The following is a 16,280-nucleotide window of genomic DNA, read 5'->3' as shown; positions in this document are numbered from 1 at the left end:
CCCGGGTGACTAACGGGAATTCACCGGCTGCAGAAGGCCTCATGGGGGAGCAAGCCTGCTCCCCCATGAGGTAGGTGGTGGTTTTTAGTGAGGGGGATAGCTGGAGAGGACGCGATTGACCGTGGTACGGATGGCTTTGTCGCGGTCCTGCGGGTTTGGGGAGGTGGCCATCATTTGCTCGTCACTGCCGCGCCACACCAGCTTGCCGTCCTTGCCGTCGAGCAGATCGATCTGGATGGTGGCGACTTTGTAAGTCACGTTGCGGGTTTCGTTGTACATCGGCCCGCCCCAGTAGCCATTCCAGGGGCCACCCCAGGCGCCGCCGTAGTTGGTGGTGACTTGCTGCTGGCGGTCCTCGACGATGAGATAGGCCTGCACGCTCAAGTCAGCCTTGGTGCCGGCCGCAGCCGGGCGCAGGCCGCGCTGGTCGAGTTGCTCACCCACCGCCTGGCGAATGCGTTGCTCGGTAAGGTCGCTCTTGATCCGTGGATCATCCGGGCGGTATTGCAGCGCCGGGTCTTTCCAGGCCCAGCTGCGGTAGGCGCCGAAGTCCCGGCTGGCATCAAAATCGTGGTTGACCTGGGTATTCTGGCAACCGCCCAGCAGCACAACAAACGCGAGCGTAGCGATACGACGAAACATGGTTGTTCTCCAAAGAGCGACCTGCACTTGAAATGAGAATAGCTGTTAACTCGGAGGATAGGCCGTCATTGCCTTCTGCACCGCCTGGCGCAAGGCATCTCCCCGCTCACTGAGGCTTCCCTGGCTGCCCGTCTCCGCGCTTGCACTCCACACCGGCTGGCCCGTGCGGGCATCGAACAGATTGACGCGAACCACCACCACCTGGACTTCATAGGTGCGCACGATCGGCACGGAGTTGTACATGCCATAGCCATTGCCATAGCGGTTGTAGCCGCCGTAACCATAGCCGTAGTCATCCTGGACTTGCTTGAGGCGCTTCTCCAGGCGCACATCGGCGCTCACGAACAGGTCCGCCGGACGGCTGTCGTGCAAGGGCCGCAGGCCGCGCTGGTCAAGGGCGCCGCTGACCGCCTCGGCAATTTGCGCCGAATCCGCCCAGGCTGTGCCGGCCGGCAGTTGGCCGTTGCGCCAGGCCCAATTGCGATAGGCGCCATAGTCACGCACCGGCGCCGGGTAGGCGCTGGCATCGAAGGTGTTGGCTGCCTGCGCGGGGGCGGGCGGGATCGGCGCTGAAGCAGCCACATAAGGGTTGGGACTGGAACAGGCGCCCAGCCCAAGGGACAACAGGATCAAACAGAGACGACGCATTTCGACCTCCGCAGACTGGGCCGCTTATACCGGACGGCAGATCCAGTGCAAATAACGCCCAAGTCCGGCAAAGCTTGGGTGACGACGGTGAGCGAGTTCCATCTCTACAAGGTCCTGTAAATCCGCGCGGGCCTGGAATTCCACCGGCATATAGTCGTGGAAAACCCGCACGCCACTCTGGCTTTCGACCTGCCAAAGCCCCTCGAGTTGCGCCGCCAACTCACGTGGGTCCAGCGGTTGTTGCGGGGTCAGGCTCTGCTTTTCGCCGGCCAGGTCATTCTTGCGCATTTTGCGGAAGTGGCCCTTGAGCAGATTGCGATAAATCAGCGCATCACGGTTGTAGAACGCCAGCGACAGCCAGCCGCCAGGCACCGTGAGCTGGTGCAGCACCGGCAGGATGGCGTGGGGTTCGGCCAACCACTCCAGCACGGCATGGCACAGCACCAGGTCGTAGGGTTCGGTCAGTTGGCCCAGCAGGTCTTGCCAGGGCGCATGGATGAAGGTCGCCGTTTGTCCGGCCTCGGCAAACCGTTGGCGTGCGCCCTCGAGCATCGGCTCGGCGGGTTCGGCCAGGGTCACCTGATGACCGCGCTCGGCCAGCCACAGCGACATGTGCCCAAGGCCCGCGCCGATATCCAGCACACGCAGCGGGCGGTCCGGCAGCGCTTCGGCCAGGTCGGCCTGGAGTACCGCCAGGCGAATCGCGCCTTTGGCGCCGCCGTAGATCTTTTCGGCGAAGCGCGTGGCCAACTGGTCGAAATGGCGGTCACTCATGGGCGAACCGCTGTTCACTGTCGGCCAGCTTGGCGCGCACCACCTCGTTCATGTCCAGGCCCAGCTCACTGCACAGCAACAACAGGTACAGCACGATATCGCCGACTTCCTGCCCGGCGTGGGCGAGTGTGTCGGCAGGCAACTGGCGGGACTGGTCTTCGGTCAGCCATTGGAAGATTTCGACCAGTTCGGCCATTTCCACGCTGGCGGCCATGGCCAGGTTTTTCGGGCTGTGGAACTGCTTCCAGTCGTTGGTATCGCGAATGCGGTGCAGGCGTTCGGTGAGGTGTTCGAGGTTCATGCGGGGGCTCCTGAAGGTGGATAGCTTCGGGGGGAATGGCTTTGAAGGCAAGTGAACCTTTGGGGCGCTATCACCGGCAAGCCGGCTCCTACGGTTTGGAATGCATTCCCCTGTAGGAGCCGGCTTACCGGCGATGGCGGTTCAGTCGACGACGCTGAATTCGAGCCGGGCGGTCTGTCCGGCTTCGTCGAGAACGCTGAGCTGGTAGCGGCCCAGGTGCTCGAAGCTGGCATTGATAAATTCCTGGTTGGCGCTGTCACCCAACGGTGCGCCATTGAGGAACCACCAGCGCCGGCCACTGCCGCCCAGGGCGGAGAGTTTCAGGCGCAGGGCTTGTTGGCTGGCGGCCGGCAGGCGCAATTGGTCACCTTCGCGCACGCCGACGATGGACAGCGGCGACGAAGCGGCCAAGGCCGGTGGCGGGCAATCAGGGTCGGCCGGCGGAATCCGCGCTTCACGACGCTCCGCCCTGGGCAGCCAGGGTTCCAGCGGCGCCGGCCACAAGGCAATGTTTTTCGCCACCGCGCCAGGGCAATGGGCATCCACTCGCAGGCCCTTGGCATTGACCCAGACGCTTTCCATCAAGCCTACGCTCAACGGTTGATCCAACGCCTGCAAGGTCGGCGGCGTGGTGTTGTCCAGCGTCCAGGCAAACCGCTGGCGACGGCAATTAGGGTCGCTGCGGCTCATGGGCTGGCCCAGTGGCCAACAGATCGCGGCCACGCCGACATTGGCCGGCACCGGTTTGACCGCTGCGCTGATACCGCGCTGGCTGTCGCGGTTGGTCAGTACATCGTGCACCTGCAGCATCAACGGCGCCGCCGACGCGAGGCCGAACTGCCCCGGCACCGGCGTGCCGTCCGGACGACCGATCCACACGCCGATCAAATAGCGCGGCCCTACACCAATCGCCCAGGCATCGCGAAAACCGTAGCTGGTGCCGGTTTTCCAGGCCAATACCGGGCGCTGTACCAGTTCGGCGCGCGGGTCACGGTCGGGCCGTGCCTGGCCGCTGAGGATGCGGCGGATGATCCAGGCGGATCCTGGCGACAACATTGGCCGCTCTCTGAGCGTATCGTCCGGCTGTAAACGGAGAGTGGCGCTCTTACCATCCCGGGCGAAGGCACTGTAGCCGCTGACCAGGTCTTCGAGGCGACTGCCCGCGCCGCCCAGGATCAACGCCAGGTTGGGCTCGGCCAACGCCGGCAAGGCCAAGGGCACACCGCCGATACGCATTTGCGCGGCAAAGCGCTTGGGCCCGTAGGCTTCCAACAACTGCACCGCGGGCAAATTCAGCGAGCTGGACAGCGCCGTGCTCGCCGGCACCGCGCCGGTGAACCCCATGGAGAAGTTGCCCGGCCGGTAATCGCCGTAACGTCGGGGCACGTCCTGCAACAGCGATTCGGAATGAATCAGCCCGTCGTCCAGGGCCATGCCATACAGGAAGGGTTTCAACGTGGAGCCTGGCGAGCGCAGCGCGCTGATCATGTCCACATGGCCGAAGCGCTTGGTGTCGTTGATATCCACCGAGCCCAGGTAGGCGCGCACGGCCATGGTTTCCTCTTCCACCACCAGGATGGCGGCGGAGGTGTGTTCCGGCAGGCGCGCGCGCCAGCCCAGCAGCAGGTCTTCGAGCCGGCGTTGCAGGGTGGCATCCAGGGTGGTGCGGATCAGCGGCGGGCTGTCCGGACGGTTCAGGCGCCGAGCGAGCAAGGGCGCCAGGCTCGGTTCCAGGCGCGGGGCGAGCAGCAACGGTTCTTCGAGAGCTTCGTCCACCGCCGGCTGCGGCCATACCTGGAACTCGGCGAGGCGAAGCAGCACCTTGTCGCGGGCTTCCTGGGCGCGCTGCGGGTGACGGTCGGGACGCAAGCGGCTGGGTGCCTGGGGCAACACCGCGAGCAGGGCGGCTTCGGCATGCGTCAGCTGCGCCGGCGATTTACCCAGGTACGCCCAACTGGCGGCAGCCACGCCCTGCAACGTGCCGCCAAACGGCGCGCGGTTCAGGTACAGGTTGAGGATCTGTTCCTTGGACAGGTGCCACTCCAACTGCGCCGTGCGCCATAACTGGCGCAGCTTGCCGTGGAAAGTCCGCGAGTGGGGGTCGAGCAGGCGCGCGACCTGCATCGACAAGGTGCTGCCGCCGGACACCACGCGCGCGCCCGTCAGGTTCTGCCACGTCGCCCGCACCAGCGCCAACGGGTTCACCCCGGGGTGCTGATAAAACCAGCGGTCTTCGTAGGTGAGCAATGCGTCCAGGTAATACGGCGACACTTCGGCGGTCTGCACCGGGTAGCGCCATACACCATTGGCATCGGCAAACCGCCACAACGGCGTGCCATCCTCAGCCAGCACCACCCGCGCCAGGTCATCCTCGGGCAGCGGCAACGGCCAGATCCGATCCGCCAGCCACAGCAGCGCCACCAGCAACACCACGGCGCCCAAGCCCCAACGCAACACCCGTAGGAGCCGGCTTGCCGGCGATAGCGGTGGTTCAGTGGGTAAATGCGTCACAGGCCCACCGCTCTCGCAGCAAGGCGGCGACCCGACAAGCCAGCCCCGATACTGAAATGCGTACACCAAAAACAAAGGAAACCCATTATTAAACCTGCAAACCTCTATGCTTCACGGAACTAGCCTGTCGCAATAACAACCAACGCACAGATACGCCCACCTTCTTATCAGGACACACACATGCAGGTAGAAAGCTTCTTCGAATGGTTGGGCCAGGCGCTCGGCTCCGTCATCCGCTTTATCGTCGACGGGCTCAGCGGGTTGTTCGGCGCCTTGACCCACGCGGGCGGCAACTTTATCGAAGGCCTGTCGCGCACGCTGGGCATGGACACGTCGATCATCAGCATCCTCACCCTGATCGTCGGCCTGCTCTTCCTGTACTCAGCCGTACGCGCCTTCATGCGCGCCTCGATCATCTTCGGCATCATTTGGCTGATGCTCGGCCTGTGGCTCCTCAGTTGGGTCGTCCACTGAGCCAAAAACACCCAAAAACCCTTGTGGGAGCGGGCTTGCTCGCGAAGACGCTGGGTCAGTACCCAATACGCTGACTGACCCTACGCCTTCGCGAGCAAGCCCGCTCCCACATTGAGTGTGCATTTCAGGTCGAGACCTTCAACGCCCCTTGATCACCAGATCCGCCGGCGTCTCCCCCACCGCCTGCCAGTTCGGCCGATACATCGACTCCACCTGCGGCGGCGGCACCCGGTAAGTCCCCGGCGTCACCGCCCGTGCCAGGTACAGCAGGTGCGTGGTGCCATATCCGTCGAGGTTCATCGCCGCCACATAGCGGTCATCCCTGAATTCCTGATGCTTGAGCGATGCATTCTGCATCGACTCACGCCACTCCTTGACCTGGCTGCTGGCGTTTTCCAGGCTTGCCGCGCTTTGTGCCAGGTTCTGGTTTTCCAGCTCCAGGCCCGCGGGCAGCAAGTCCACCACCAACGCGTCCGGCACCCGTTGCTTGGCGCTCACCGCCAGGTGCACCAGCACCAGGTCACCGCTGTTCAGCGTACGCAGGTTCAGCGGCTGACCATTCATGCCGAGGTATTCGCGGCGGATGCTCAGGTTGTCGCCACCGGCTGCCGGTGGCACTTGTGGATAACCCGACAGTGTCAGTTGCTGGTACACCGGCGTGTCGCCCTGATTGCTCAAGGTCAGGTCGCTGGACAGCTGCTTGCCGTCCAGCGCCAGGGTCGACTGCTGGTTATTCAACGCCTGCACACCGCCGCTGCCGGTAAGCGACACCTGCCAGTTCGCCTCGGGCTGCGCGAACCCAAGACGCCCGGCCAGGAACAGCGAGTTACGTTCCTGGGTCGACAGGTAAGGGCTGGCCGCCAACTGATCCGACAGTGTGAACAGGCGCTCCTCACGCTTGCCCTTGGCCAGGTCATTCTCTTCCAGCAAGGCCAGGATCATCGCCTGGTCGCGCAGCGGGCTGCCGTAATCGGCCAGCCACTCATTGGCACTGCGCTGGGTTGCCAGCCCCGCCTGCAGCGCCTGGTCGGCGCGCGGCTGATCGCCCATCTTCTGCAGGGCGATGGACAGCTGCACCAGCGGCAGCCCCGAACGTGCTTCGCTGCGTCGTTCGAAAATACTCCGCAGCGCGCCCAACGGTGCCTGCTGACTGCGCGCCAGGACCATGCCGGCGTAGGCCTGCACGGCGAAACGCGTGTGGTCGGCGTTGTCGCTGTAATCGACTTCGATCAGGTTACGTTCCTGCACATACCGCAGCAGGCGTTCGCTGGCCTTCTTCAAGGCCTCGGGCGGAACCGCAAAGCCCTGGTCACGGGCGCGCAGCAGGAAGTCGGTGACATACGCGGTCAGCCAATACTCTTCCTCACCATCGGCGCCCCACAGCCCAAAGCTGCCGTTGTAGCGCTGCATGCCCAGCAGGCGCTCGATGCCCAGCTCGATCTTGCGTTTGCGCGCGGCATCCGGCTCGCCTTTCACCCCCAGGCGCTTGAGCAAGGCGTCGTCGGCGTAGAGCGAGGGGTACAAGCCACTCGCGGTTTGCTCCAGGCATCCATAGGGGTAGGCCTTGAGCGCACTGATCTGCGCACCCAGGTTCAACGGCGGTCGGCTCGACAGACTCAGCAACGCCTCGCGTCCCGACGCATCGAACTGCTCCAGCGTGCCAGCGGGCAGGCTCCACGGCTCGCTTTTGAGCACCGCGCGATAATGCTTGAGCAGTGCCGGATACGCCGGGCGCACGCCCAGGGTCCATTCGCGGCTGAACGGCGGCAGGTTTTCGCCGGGCAGGTCCAGGCCATTCACGGTGACCTTGACCTTGCCCTGGCCCAGGCCACCCCAGGCTTTGACCGGGATGCGCAGCGTGGTGCGCTGGCCCTGCTTGAGCTCGACGGATTGCGCGCCGCTGTTGACCAGCTCCAATTGCCCTTCGGCAGTCAGTTGTACATCCAGCTTCTGCGCCTTGCCCGACAGGTTGGACAGGTCCAGCGCCAGCGTGGTCTGGTCACCTCCGGCGAGAAAGCGCGGAGCCGACAGTTCGGCAATCAGCGGTGCGGCAATCACCGTCTTGCCCTCGGCCATGCCGTAGCGGTCATCGCTCCAGGCCTGGGCCATCAGGCGCAACTCGCCGTTGAAGTCGGGAATATTGACGCTGACTTCGCCTTCGCCTTGCTCATTCAGGGTCACCGGTGCGCTTTGCAGCGCAACGATAGTGACGCTGGTATCCGGACGCTTGCCGCCCTTGGCCAGCGCCGCGTCACCACCGAAGGCCAGGCTGGCCAGGCGGCCCTGTCCGGCTTCGATCAATTGGCCGTAGATGTCGAACTGGTCGACACCATAGGCCTTGCGACCGAACAGGCTGGAATACGGATCCGGTGTCGGGTATTCGGTGATATTGAGGATGCCCACGTCCACCGCGGCCACCAGCACGTGCACCTGTTTGGGCACGCTGCCGTCCGCATTCTTCGCGGCAATCTTTACCGTCAGCGGTTGTTTGGGACGCATTTTTTCCGGCGCGCTCAGGGTCACGCCGAGTTTGCGCTGGGTGCGGTCCAGCGGCAGGTGCAGCAGGCCCACCGCGCGTTTAGGGGTGATATTGGCTTTGCGCTCGCCGGGGCGAATCACCAGCGCACTCACATACAGATCATGGCGTGACCATTTCGGGTCGAGCTTCACCGCGAAGCTTTTGCCTTCGGCCGGCACGTCGATTTCCTGCCACCACAGCGGCCCTTCGGCGGACTCCACCAGCAGGTAGCCTTTACCGGCAGCCGGCGGCGTGACCGTGACGTTGGCGGTATCGCCGTCGCCATACGCAGGCTTGTCCAACGCCAGCTTGACCTGGTCGGGCCGTACGGCGCCGCCCTCGGTATTGTCCTGGGCCTGGTAACCGGCCCAGAAACGCAGGCTGCTGACCAGGCCGGTCTGCGGGTCTTCGACCTCCACGCGATATGGGCCCCACTCCACCTGGAAGCTGACCTTGGCAGTGTCGCCGGCCTTGATGTTCAGGGTCTGTTCGTCGAGGTTGAGAAATTTTTCGTTGTAGTGATAGCTCCAGCCATCGCTGTCGGAGTAGTTCCAGTAGTAGTCACGACGCTCGCGCACCAGGCGCACCTTGAGGTTTTGCGCGGCGAGTTTCTGCCCGTCCTGATTGGCCACCAGCACTTCGAATTCCGCCGGGCCGTCGCCGTTGGTTTCCTTGCCGTCAAACAACCCGCGCAGGCCCGGCAGCTGTTCGGCCGGCCAGATCGGCTGCACCAGGCGCCGGGTGATCGGGCGCCCGCCCGACTCTTGCAGGCTGGCTTGCACGATCAATTGCAGCGGCGACTTGGCGTCGGCCCATTTGCTTTCCAGGGTGAGATCTTCCTGGCCTTTGGCGTCGAGGACGCTTTCGTCCAACTCGAAGTCCTGGCTCAGCTCTTCCTCGGTGACCGAACCGAACTGGTAGCCCGGCAGTGCCTTGACCGCTTCACGCAGCGGGCGCACATAGACCTGGCCGCTGACCCGGTTGCCCGAGGCCGGCGCGCCGTAGAGGTAGCGACCATTGACGTGAATGACCGGGTTATCCGCCGGGCTCAGGGCCGTGTCGCTGCCCTTGAGTTCCAGGGCCAGGCGCTCGGGCAGGAAGTCTTCGACAAGGAACTCATACAACTGCGGCTTGCCGTCACCCAGGTCGAACACCAGTTGCCAGCGCCCGGTCGGCGCTTCGCCCGCCAGTTGCAGTTGATACTGATACAGGCCGGACGCATCGGCATCCCACACGAACTTGCGGCTCACCTGCTCATCCGGGCGACGCACTTCGACGCTCACCGGCTGCGGCTTGACCGCGTTGCCATCCTTGTCGCGCAGCAGGGCGTTGAGCAGCACGGTTTCGCCAGGGCGATACAAATCGCGCGGGCCGAACACAAAGAACTGCAACGGGTGGGACGGCTGGCCGCCGATGTCGAACTCGGCCAGATCCAGCGCGGCGCTGTCGAGGCGCAGCAGGCTGGTCTGTTCGCCTTGCTTGGCGAGCAGCACCTGGGCTTTTTTCGGCAGTGGCAACTCGGCGTGACCACCCTTCTCGGTCTTGCCCTGGCCCAGCACCCGGCCATTGGCATCCAGCACTTCGAGGTCGACGCCGTCCAGGGCCTTGCCGCCTTCGAGCGCCTGGGTGAACACATCCAGGCGGTTGGCATAGCGGTGCACCGACAGGCCGATATCACTCAAGGTGAACAACGTGGCCGGCTGCGAATAGTTGTAGGTGCCCGAGGCGCGCATCACCGCCAGGTAAACGCCCGGCTGCTGCAATGGCTTGAGGCCGGCGATCGGCAACAACAGGGTTTCGCGGGTATTGCGCGCAGGGTTCAGGTCGAAACGCCCGCCGTAGACCAGGTCGGCCATAGGTAGCAGTTCGCGCGATTCATACCCTTGCAGGCTGGAGTTGCGGCCCCACTGCGCGAGAAACGACGGCAGCGATTCAGGCTTGATCCGGAAAAATTCGACGTCGATCTTGTCGACGTTCAGCGCGATCACCGGCAAGCCTTCGGCCAGGCGCGTCGGCAGCAGGGTGCCACGGCTGGCGAAGCCGACAGTGGCTTGCAGATCACGGGTTTCCAGGCGCGCGCTGTATTCGGCGGCAAGTGTGTTGTCGTTGACCGCCTTCACCCCGGCATCGACCGTGAGCACCAGTTTGCGCTGCGGCTCCAGGTGGCGCAGGCGCAGCTCCATCAGGTTATCGGAGAGTTCCCAGGCACCATCGACCTTGCCGGACTTGGCATCGACCAGATGCAGTTTGTCGGCGAATTTCTGTTCGGGATCCAGTGGAATCGAAAAGCTCACCGACAGGGTGCTGGCGCCATCCAGCTGCACCTCGGAGACGTCCACCACACTCAACTCACGCCCCGCATAGCGCTGCTTCAATGCCGCCACATCCACCGCCGCCTTGGCCGGCTTCGGTGCGGTACTCGTCGCCGCTGCTGGAGCGGCCGGGGCTGCCGGTTTATCGGAAGAGTCGCAAGCGCTCAGCAGGGCCAGCGCACAGGCCAGGAACAGTCCTTTGTTAAGCATGGGGCACTCGTAGTGAGAGGGATCCGAGGGGTGAACTATATATCAGCGCCAGCCAAGCCGATGTGGCGCTGGTCACATTGACCGACGGAGGGCAGTTTGGTTCTCGAACGGCTCAAGCCCAGCCAAATCCCACAACCAACACCGACCCCCTGTGGGAGCCCGCTTGCCGGCGCCGACATTCGTTCTGCGGACAGTTACAATGCCGCTCCCCCCGTAGGAGCCTCCATGAATTCCCTGCTCACCGACTGGCGCCACCGCCCCACTCACCGCCGCGTCTGGGCCCTGGCCGCGCCGATGATCCTGTCGAACATTTCGGTGCCGCTGGTGGCACTGGTGGACAGCATGGTGATCGGCCACCTGCCGCACGCCCACCAACTCGGCGCGGTGGCTGTCGGTGCCAGCCTCTACACCTTCCTGGCCTGGGCCATGGGTTTCCTGCGCATGGGTTCCACCGGATTCGCCGCCCAGGCCGCCGGGCGTAATGATGGAGCGGCGCTGCGGCAAATCCTGCTGCAGGGTTTGCTGCTGGCACTGGGGTTGGCGATGCTGCTGGGAACCGTCGGCATCCCCCTGAGCCATCTGGCGCTGGAGTGGATGCAACCGTCGCCCGAACTCAACCAACTGACTCGCGACTTCTTCCACACCCGCCTGTTTGGCCTGCCCGCCGCGCTGGCCAGTTACGCGCTGGTCGGCTGGTTCCTCGGCACGCAAAACGCCCGCGCGCCGCTGGCGATCCTGCTGACCACCAACTTGGTGAATATCGCCTTGAACCTGTGGTTCGTACTCGGCCTGGATTGGGGCGTGGTCGGCTCCGCGCGCGCCTCGGTCATTGCAGAATGGACCGGCGCCCTGCTCGGCCTGGCCCTGACGCAAAAAGCCCTGCGCGCCTACCCCGGGCACATCGCCTGGGCTGCGCTGAAGGTGTGGCAAAGCTGGCGGCCGCTGCTGGCGGTCAACCGCGATATTTTTATCCGCAGCCTGGCGCTGCAATCGGTGTTTTTCATGATTACCGTGCAAGGCGCACGCCTGGGTGACGCCACCGTGGCCGCCAACGCACTGCTGCTCAACGGCCTGCTGCTGACCGCGCACGCCCTCGACGGCCTGGCCCACGCAGTCGAAGCGCTGTGCGGCCACGCCATCGGCGCGCATGATCGCCAGGCCCTGCGCCGTTCATTGGTGGTCGCCTGCGGTTGGTCGCTGATCGCCAGCGTCGGCTTCGCCCTGCTGTTCACGTTCGCCGGGCACCTGTTTATCGCAATGCAGACCGACATCCCCAGCGTGCGTGAAACGGCTGACATCTACCTGCCATACCTGGCGGTGCTGCCATTGATTGCGGTGTGGAGTTACCTGCTGGACGGCCTTTTCATCGGCGCCACGCGTGCGCGCGAAATGCGCAATGGGATGCTGCTGACCGTGCTGATCCTGCTGCCGTTCGCCTGGCTGTTGCAGGGCTACGGCAACCACGGCCTGTGGATAAGTTTCCTGCTGTTCATGGCATTGCGCAGCCTCACGTTGTGGGCGATTGCCTGGCGCCTGAATCGGCAGAATCAGTGGCTTGGATGAAATCCACGACCCGATCCAGCACCGGTGCCAGCCAGCGCAACGGTTTGGAGATGGCCGCCACCAGCGTCTGGTGGTTGGTCTTGCCGAAGTAGAACTCCTCCACCGGCACACCGGCCGCCCGTAACGCGTTGGCCAGCCCGCCGGTGTTGCGCGTGGGGTTGACCAGTGTGTCGGACGAAGAGGCAATCAACAGGCTCCGCGGCGCGCCGGCACTGACATGGTTGATCGGCTGGGAGTCCGGGGGTGAGCGGGGGAAGAAAAACACCGGCTTCACGTCGGGGTTTTCAATCGGCAAAAAGTCATACGGCCCGGCCAGACCGATCCAGCCCTTGAGCATCGACGGCGACAGGTTCACTTCGTTGAGCCAACGCGCATCCAGCGCCAGCATCGCGGCGTTGTAGGCGCCGGAACTGTGGCCCATCACATACAGCTTGCGGGGATCGCCGCCGTATTCGGCGCTGTGCTGATACGTCCAGGCGACCGCTTGGGCACCGTCCTGAAGAAACAGTGGGTAACGCACTTGCGGGTAAAGCCGATAATCGGCGATCACCACCACAATGCCGCGCGAGGCCAGGGCTTCGCCGACAAAACCGTAATCATCCTTGGAGCCACTGTTCCAGCTGCCGCCATAGAAAAACACCACCACGGGGGCGTTCGGCGAAGCATTGGCCGGGCGGTAGATATCGAGTTTCTGGCGGGGATCATCGCCGTAGGCGACGGAGGAGGTTTTGCTGAAGGTGCTGGAGGGCGTGAGTGCGTTGAGCACCTTGATGGGCGAGCAGGCTGCGAGCAGCGCAGCAATGGCCAGGGTGCAGACTTGCAGGAGCTTTTTCGACATGACTCAGGCCCTATAAAAACTGCAGGACTTGCGGCGGTCCAAATGTGGGAGCGGGCTTGCTCGCGAAGGCGGTGTGTCAGTCGGCAGCTGTATTGACTGATACACCGCCTTCGCGAGCAAGCCCGCTCCCACACTGGATCTCTGTCACTTTGAGATCTTTGTCAGCCGGGAAGCGGCGACTTACGAAGACAGGTACGAAGACCGCGTCAGGCCCAGGCGCAACGCGTCCAGGAACTGCGTACGCTCATTGGCGCTGATCTTCGCGCTGGCGCACTTGTCACGGTAGTGAGTCATCAACTCCTCCGGCGACAAGTGCACGTAGCGCAGCATGTCTTCGATGGTGTCATGGGTCTCGATACCGGCGCTGTACACCGAACCGTCTTCGCGCTGGTAGATATTCACCGAGTCGGTGTCACCGAACAGGTTGTGCATGTCGCCGAGGATTTCCTGGTAGGCACCCACCAGGAAGATACCCAGCAGGTAGTCCTCGCCTTCGTTCAAGGCGTGCACCGGCAGGCTGGTCTCGATGCTCTGCTCGTCGACGTACTGCTTGATCTTGCCGTCGGAGTCGCAGGTCAAATCCTGCAGGACCGCGCGGCGCAGCGGCTCTTCGTCGAGACGGTGCAGCGGCAGGATCGGCAGTACCTGGCCGATGGCCCAAGTGTCCGGCAGGCTCTGGAACACCGAGAAGTTGCAGATGTACTTGTCGGCCAGCTTGTCGTTGAGTTCGTCCAGCACCTGGCGGTGCGAGCGCTGGCGGGCTTTCAACGAGTTGTGCAGGCGGCGGCAGACGGCGAAGTAGCACTGCTCGGCCAGGGCTTTTTCTGCCAGGGTCAGCTTGCCATCGGCGTACTGGGTGGCCACGTCGCTCATGTAGTGGGTGGCACGCCAGTAGGTCTCGGTGACCATCTCGATGTCGGTCGGGCCCAGCAGGTCCACCAGCCACTGCACGGTTTCCGGCAGGCTTTCCTTGTTTTCGATCTCCGGCACGTCGTCGTTGTGCTTCTCGACGTCAGTGACCTGCACCACCAGCATGGCGTGGTGGGCGGTCAGGGAGCGGCCGCTTTCGGAGAAGATGTGCGGGTGCGGCAGGCTCTGCGCATCGCAGAATTCCTTGAGCATGCCCACGACCACGCCGGCGTAGTCGTCCATGTCGTAGTTGATCGAGCTGGCGTTACGCGAGTGGGTACCGTCGTAGTCCACGCCCAGGCCGCCGCCGACGTCGATGTGGTCCACCGGCAGGCCGAGGTTGCGCAGCTCGCCGTAGTAACGAATGGCTTCCTTGAACCCGTGCTGGTAGTCGGCCAGGTTGGCAATCTGCGAACCCATGTGGAAGTGCAGCAGGCGGATGCCCTGGTCCAGGCCGGCAGCGCGGAAGCGCTCGACCACGGACAGCAGCTGCGCCGCCGACAGGCCGAATTTGGATTTCTCGCCACCGGTGTCCGCCCACTTGCTCGACGCCAGGGACGACAAGCGCACGCGCAGGCCGACCTGCGGCTTGACCTTGAGGCTGGCAGCCTCTTCGATCACCAGCTCAACTTCGGATTCTTTCTCGATCACGATAAACACGTTGTGGCCGAGCTTCTGGCCCATCAGCGCCAGGCGGATGAACTCACGGTCCTTGTAACCGTTGCAGACGATGGTGCCGCCCTTCGGCGCCAGGGCCAGCACGGCCAGCAGCTCGGGCTTGGAGCCGGCTTCGAGGCCAATGGACACGTTCTGGGTTGCGATGATGTTCTCGATCACCGCCTCCTGCTGGTTCACCTTGATCGGGTACAGCGCGGTGTATTGGCTCTGGTATTCCAGGCGCTCGATGTTGGCATCGAAGGCACCGGTCAGCTGGCGCACGCGGTCTTGCAGGATGTCGGGGAAACGCACCAGCAACGGCAAGGACAGGCCGCTTTTGCGCAGCTCGTCGACTTGCTCGTACAGGTCGACGGGCGTGCTGTTCGGGCCGTTCGGACGAACTTCAACGCGACCGGCATCATTGATCGCGAAATACCCGGCCCCCCAATGGCGGATCCCGTAAACACTGCGGCTGTCCGCAACTGTCCATTGGCTGCCATCGTCTTTGCGTGTGCGTCGTACGGACATCGAAGTCCCCTATAAATGAAGTCGAAGGCGCCGCCTCTCTCTGAGGCTGGCGCAGTCTAAAGAATGAAAATGACGATTTGCCTGTAAGGAAGGTAGACCCCACTCGCAGGACAGAGTTTAGACACCGGTCAGGAACAGGCTCTGTGAAACCCATGGAGACGACAGTTCGCGTACAGCGAACCGGCGGTCGGGGTGGGTTTCACAGAGGCTGCTAGCCGCCGGATTTCTTCGCCTTGTAACCCAGCTTGATCAGCTCGGCCAACAGCAACTCGACGTGGTCGCCCTGGATCTCGATGACGCCGTCTTTGAGCGCGCCACCGGTGCCACAGCGCTTTTTCAGCGTCGTGGCCAGCTCCTTCAGGGCATCTTCGGCCAGGGGCACGCCGGTGATGGTCGTCACCGTCTTGCCGCCACGGCCCTTGCTCTCGCGTCGCACGCGGGCAATGCCATCGCCTTCAGGGATCAGGGTCTGTTTGCAGGTACACGAATCCACGGGCTGACGACAGTCCGGGCAGTGTCGACCTGCGTCGGTGGAAAATACCAGGCCACCAAGGGCGGCGAAGGATGCGGCTTTTTTGGCCACCGGCAATCCTCTTGGGAGGACAAAGACTGATCGATCAGAATGACCGACCGCGAAGCCCCACTCAGGCAGGGGCAGCGCTACCGTACCGCCGTGTTTCAACCCCACCTGTAGCAACCGGCTTGCCAGCGATGGCGTCCTAAAGATAGCCATCGCCGGCAAGCCGGCGCCTACAGTGATACCCGGGTGAAACAATCGTAGTACGGGTGAAAAGTCGCGCAGTGTAACGGCAAAAACGCGACTTGCTAAGGGCCAAATGGCGCCAATTTATGCAACTTTAGCGACGCGAGGCCAGATAGCGGCGCAAGCCCTCCTGGGCGTCCGGACAGTAGGGCTTTTGCTCGGCCTCCTGCAGGACCGTTTCAATCGGTAAAAAGCGAGCTTCCATGACTTCTTCGGGCTGCAGGCTGAGCGGCCCGTCCCACGTCGCCGAGTAGGATTTGCACCAGAGCCGGCTGTCGCCATCTTCGAAATAGAAGTGGTCATGTTCGACCAACGCTACCCCGCCGACGCCCAGCTCTTCTTCCAACTCACGGGCGGCCGACACCGCATACGACTCGCCTGCCGCGACCATGCCGCCGGCTGCCGTGTCCCAGAAACCGGGATACAACGCCTTGCTCAGGGTGCGCCGATGCACGCACAGCTCGCCCTTGGAATTGAACAGGAAGATAAACGTGCACCGGCCAATCAGGCCGCGCTGGCGCAGGTCGGACCGCACCAGGTGGCCGAGCAGGTTGTCCTGCTCGTCGACCCAGCAGATCAGTTCGGCATCGGAGGCCGCACGGTGCGCGGCCTCGTTTTGAGCAGCGTCCATC

The 16,280-nt window shown here is 63.7% G+C and carries 12 protein-coding genes; 2 read left to right on the top strand and 10 right to left on the bottom strand.

Translation table 11 applies throughout. The annotated features are described in order from the left end of the window. Positions 1 to 84 precede the first annotated feature (84 nt). From JFU04_RS02560 to pbpC, 5 genes are all read right to left on the bottom strand, one after another. A complete protein-coding gene (locus tag JFU04_RS02560) occupies positions 85 to 642 on the bottom strand; it encodes a DUF4136 domain-containing protein (RefSeq protein WP_065900307.1) in 558 nt (185 codons plus the stop codon). A 45-nt stretch (positions 643 to 687) separates the two neighbouring features. After that, on the bottom strand, positions 688 to 1,290 hold the full coding sequence (locus JFU04_RS02555; RefSeq protein WP_065900305.1) for a DUF4136 domain-containing protein: 603 nt from the start codon (positions 1,288 to 1,290) through the stop codon (positions 688 to 690). Positions 1,291 to 1,314: 24 nt separating this feature from the next. Further along, positions 1,315 to 2,064: a methyltransferase gene (locus tag JFU04_RS02550; protein ID WP_201143461.1), complete on the bottom strand. Its 750-nt coding sequence runs from the start codon at positions 2,062 to 2,064 to the stop codon at positions 1,315 to 1,317. Further along, complete coding sequence (locus tag JFU04_RS02545) at positions 2,057 to 2,365, bottom strand: MazG-like family protein (RefSeq protein WP_201143460.1); 309 nt, start codon at positions 2,363 to 2,365, stop codon at positions 2,057 to 2,059. Before JFU04_RS02545 ends, JFU04_RS02550 begins: the two co-directional genes overlap by 8 nt. A gap of 141 nt (positions 2,366 to 2,506) precedes the next feature. After that, complete coding sequence (pbpC, locus tag JFU04_RS02540) at positions 2,507 to 4,822, bottom strand: peptidoglycan glycosyltransferase PbpC (RefSeq protein ID WP_201143459.1); 2,316 nt, start codon at positions 4,820 to 4,822, stop codon at positions 2,507 to 2,509. Between the two features lie 234 nt (positions 4,823 to 5,056). Between pbpC and JFU04_RS02535 the strand changes: the two genes are divergently transcribed. Further along, positions 5,057 to 5,350 (top strand): hypothetical protein, encoded by a 294-nt coding sequence (locus JFU04_RS02535; protein WP_065900299.1) that lies wholly within the window; start codon positions 5,057 to 5,059, stop codon positions 5,348 to 5,350. A 138-nt stretch (positions 5,351 to 5,488) separates the two neighbouring features. Here the strand turns inward: JFU04_RS02535 and JFU04_RS02530 are convergent, their stop codons facing one another. After that, the gene (locus JFU04_RS02530; protein ID WP_201143458.1) at positions 5,489 to 10,390 is read right to left on the bottom strand and encodes an alpha-2-macroglobulin family protein; all 4,902 of its coding nucleotides are present in this window, start codon (positions 10,388 to 10,390) and stop codon (positions 5,489 to 5,491) included. A gap of 225 nt (positions 10,391 to 10,615) precedes the next feature. On the opposite strand from JFU04_RS02530, the gene JFU04_RS02525 reads away from it, so the two are divergent. Next, a complete protein-coding gene (locus JFU04_RS02525) occupies positions 10,616 to 11,953 on the top strand; it encodes an MATE family efflux transporter (RefSeq protein ID WP_201143457.1) in 1,338 nt (445 codons plus the stop codon). Here the strand turns inward: JFU04_RS02525 and JFU04_RS02520 are convergent. The 4 genes from JFU04_RS02520 to JFU04_RS02505 all read right to left on the bottom strand — a co-directional run bounded on the left by JFU04_RS02520 (position 11,898) and on the right by JFU04_RS02505 (position 16,279). Continuing rightward, complete coding sequence (locus tag JFU04_RS02520) at positions 11,898 to 12,791, bottom strand: alpha/beta hydrolase (RefSeq protein WP_201143456.1); 894 nt, start codon at positions 12,789 to 12,791, stop codon at positions 11,898 to 11,900. The two genes, JFU04_RS02525 and JFU04_RS02520, sit on opposite strands and share 56 nt — an antisense overlap. Positions 12,792 to 12,971: 180 nt before the next feature. Beyond that, positions 12,972 to 14,885 carry an arginine decarboxylase gene (speA, locus tag JFU04_RS02515; RefSeq protein WP_065900291.1) on the bottom strand — a complete coding sequence of 638 codons (1,914 nt, stop codon included), beginning with the start codon at positions 14,883 to 14,885 and terminating at the stop codon, positions 12,972 to 12,974. 211 nt (positions 14,886 to 15,096) lie between these two features. Then, entirely contained in the window at positions 15,097 to 15,468 is a 372-nt protein-coding gene (locus tag JFU04_RS02510; protein WP_005784408.1) for a translation initiation factor Sui1, read from the bottom strand. A 274-nt stretch (positions 15,469 to 15,742) separates the two neighbouring features. Next, positions 15,743 to 16,279 (bottom strand): NUDIX hydrolase, encoded by a 537-nt coding sequence (locus tag JFU04_RS02505; protein ID WP_065900389.1) that lies wholly within the window; start codon positions 16,277 to 16,279, stop codon positions 15,743 to 15,745. Position 16,280 lies beyond the last annotated feature (1 nt).

The sequence above is a fragment of the Pseudomonas sp. TH21 genome (genome assembly GCF_016651025.1).
In the GTDB taxonomy this organism is placed as follows: domain Bacteria; phylum Pseudomonadota; class Gammaproteobacteria; order Pseudomonadales; family Pseudomonadaceae; genus Aquipseudomonas; species Aquipseudomonas aylmerensis.
This window is presented reverse-complemented; position numbering and strand designations above follow the sequence as displayed.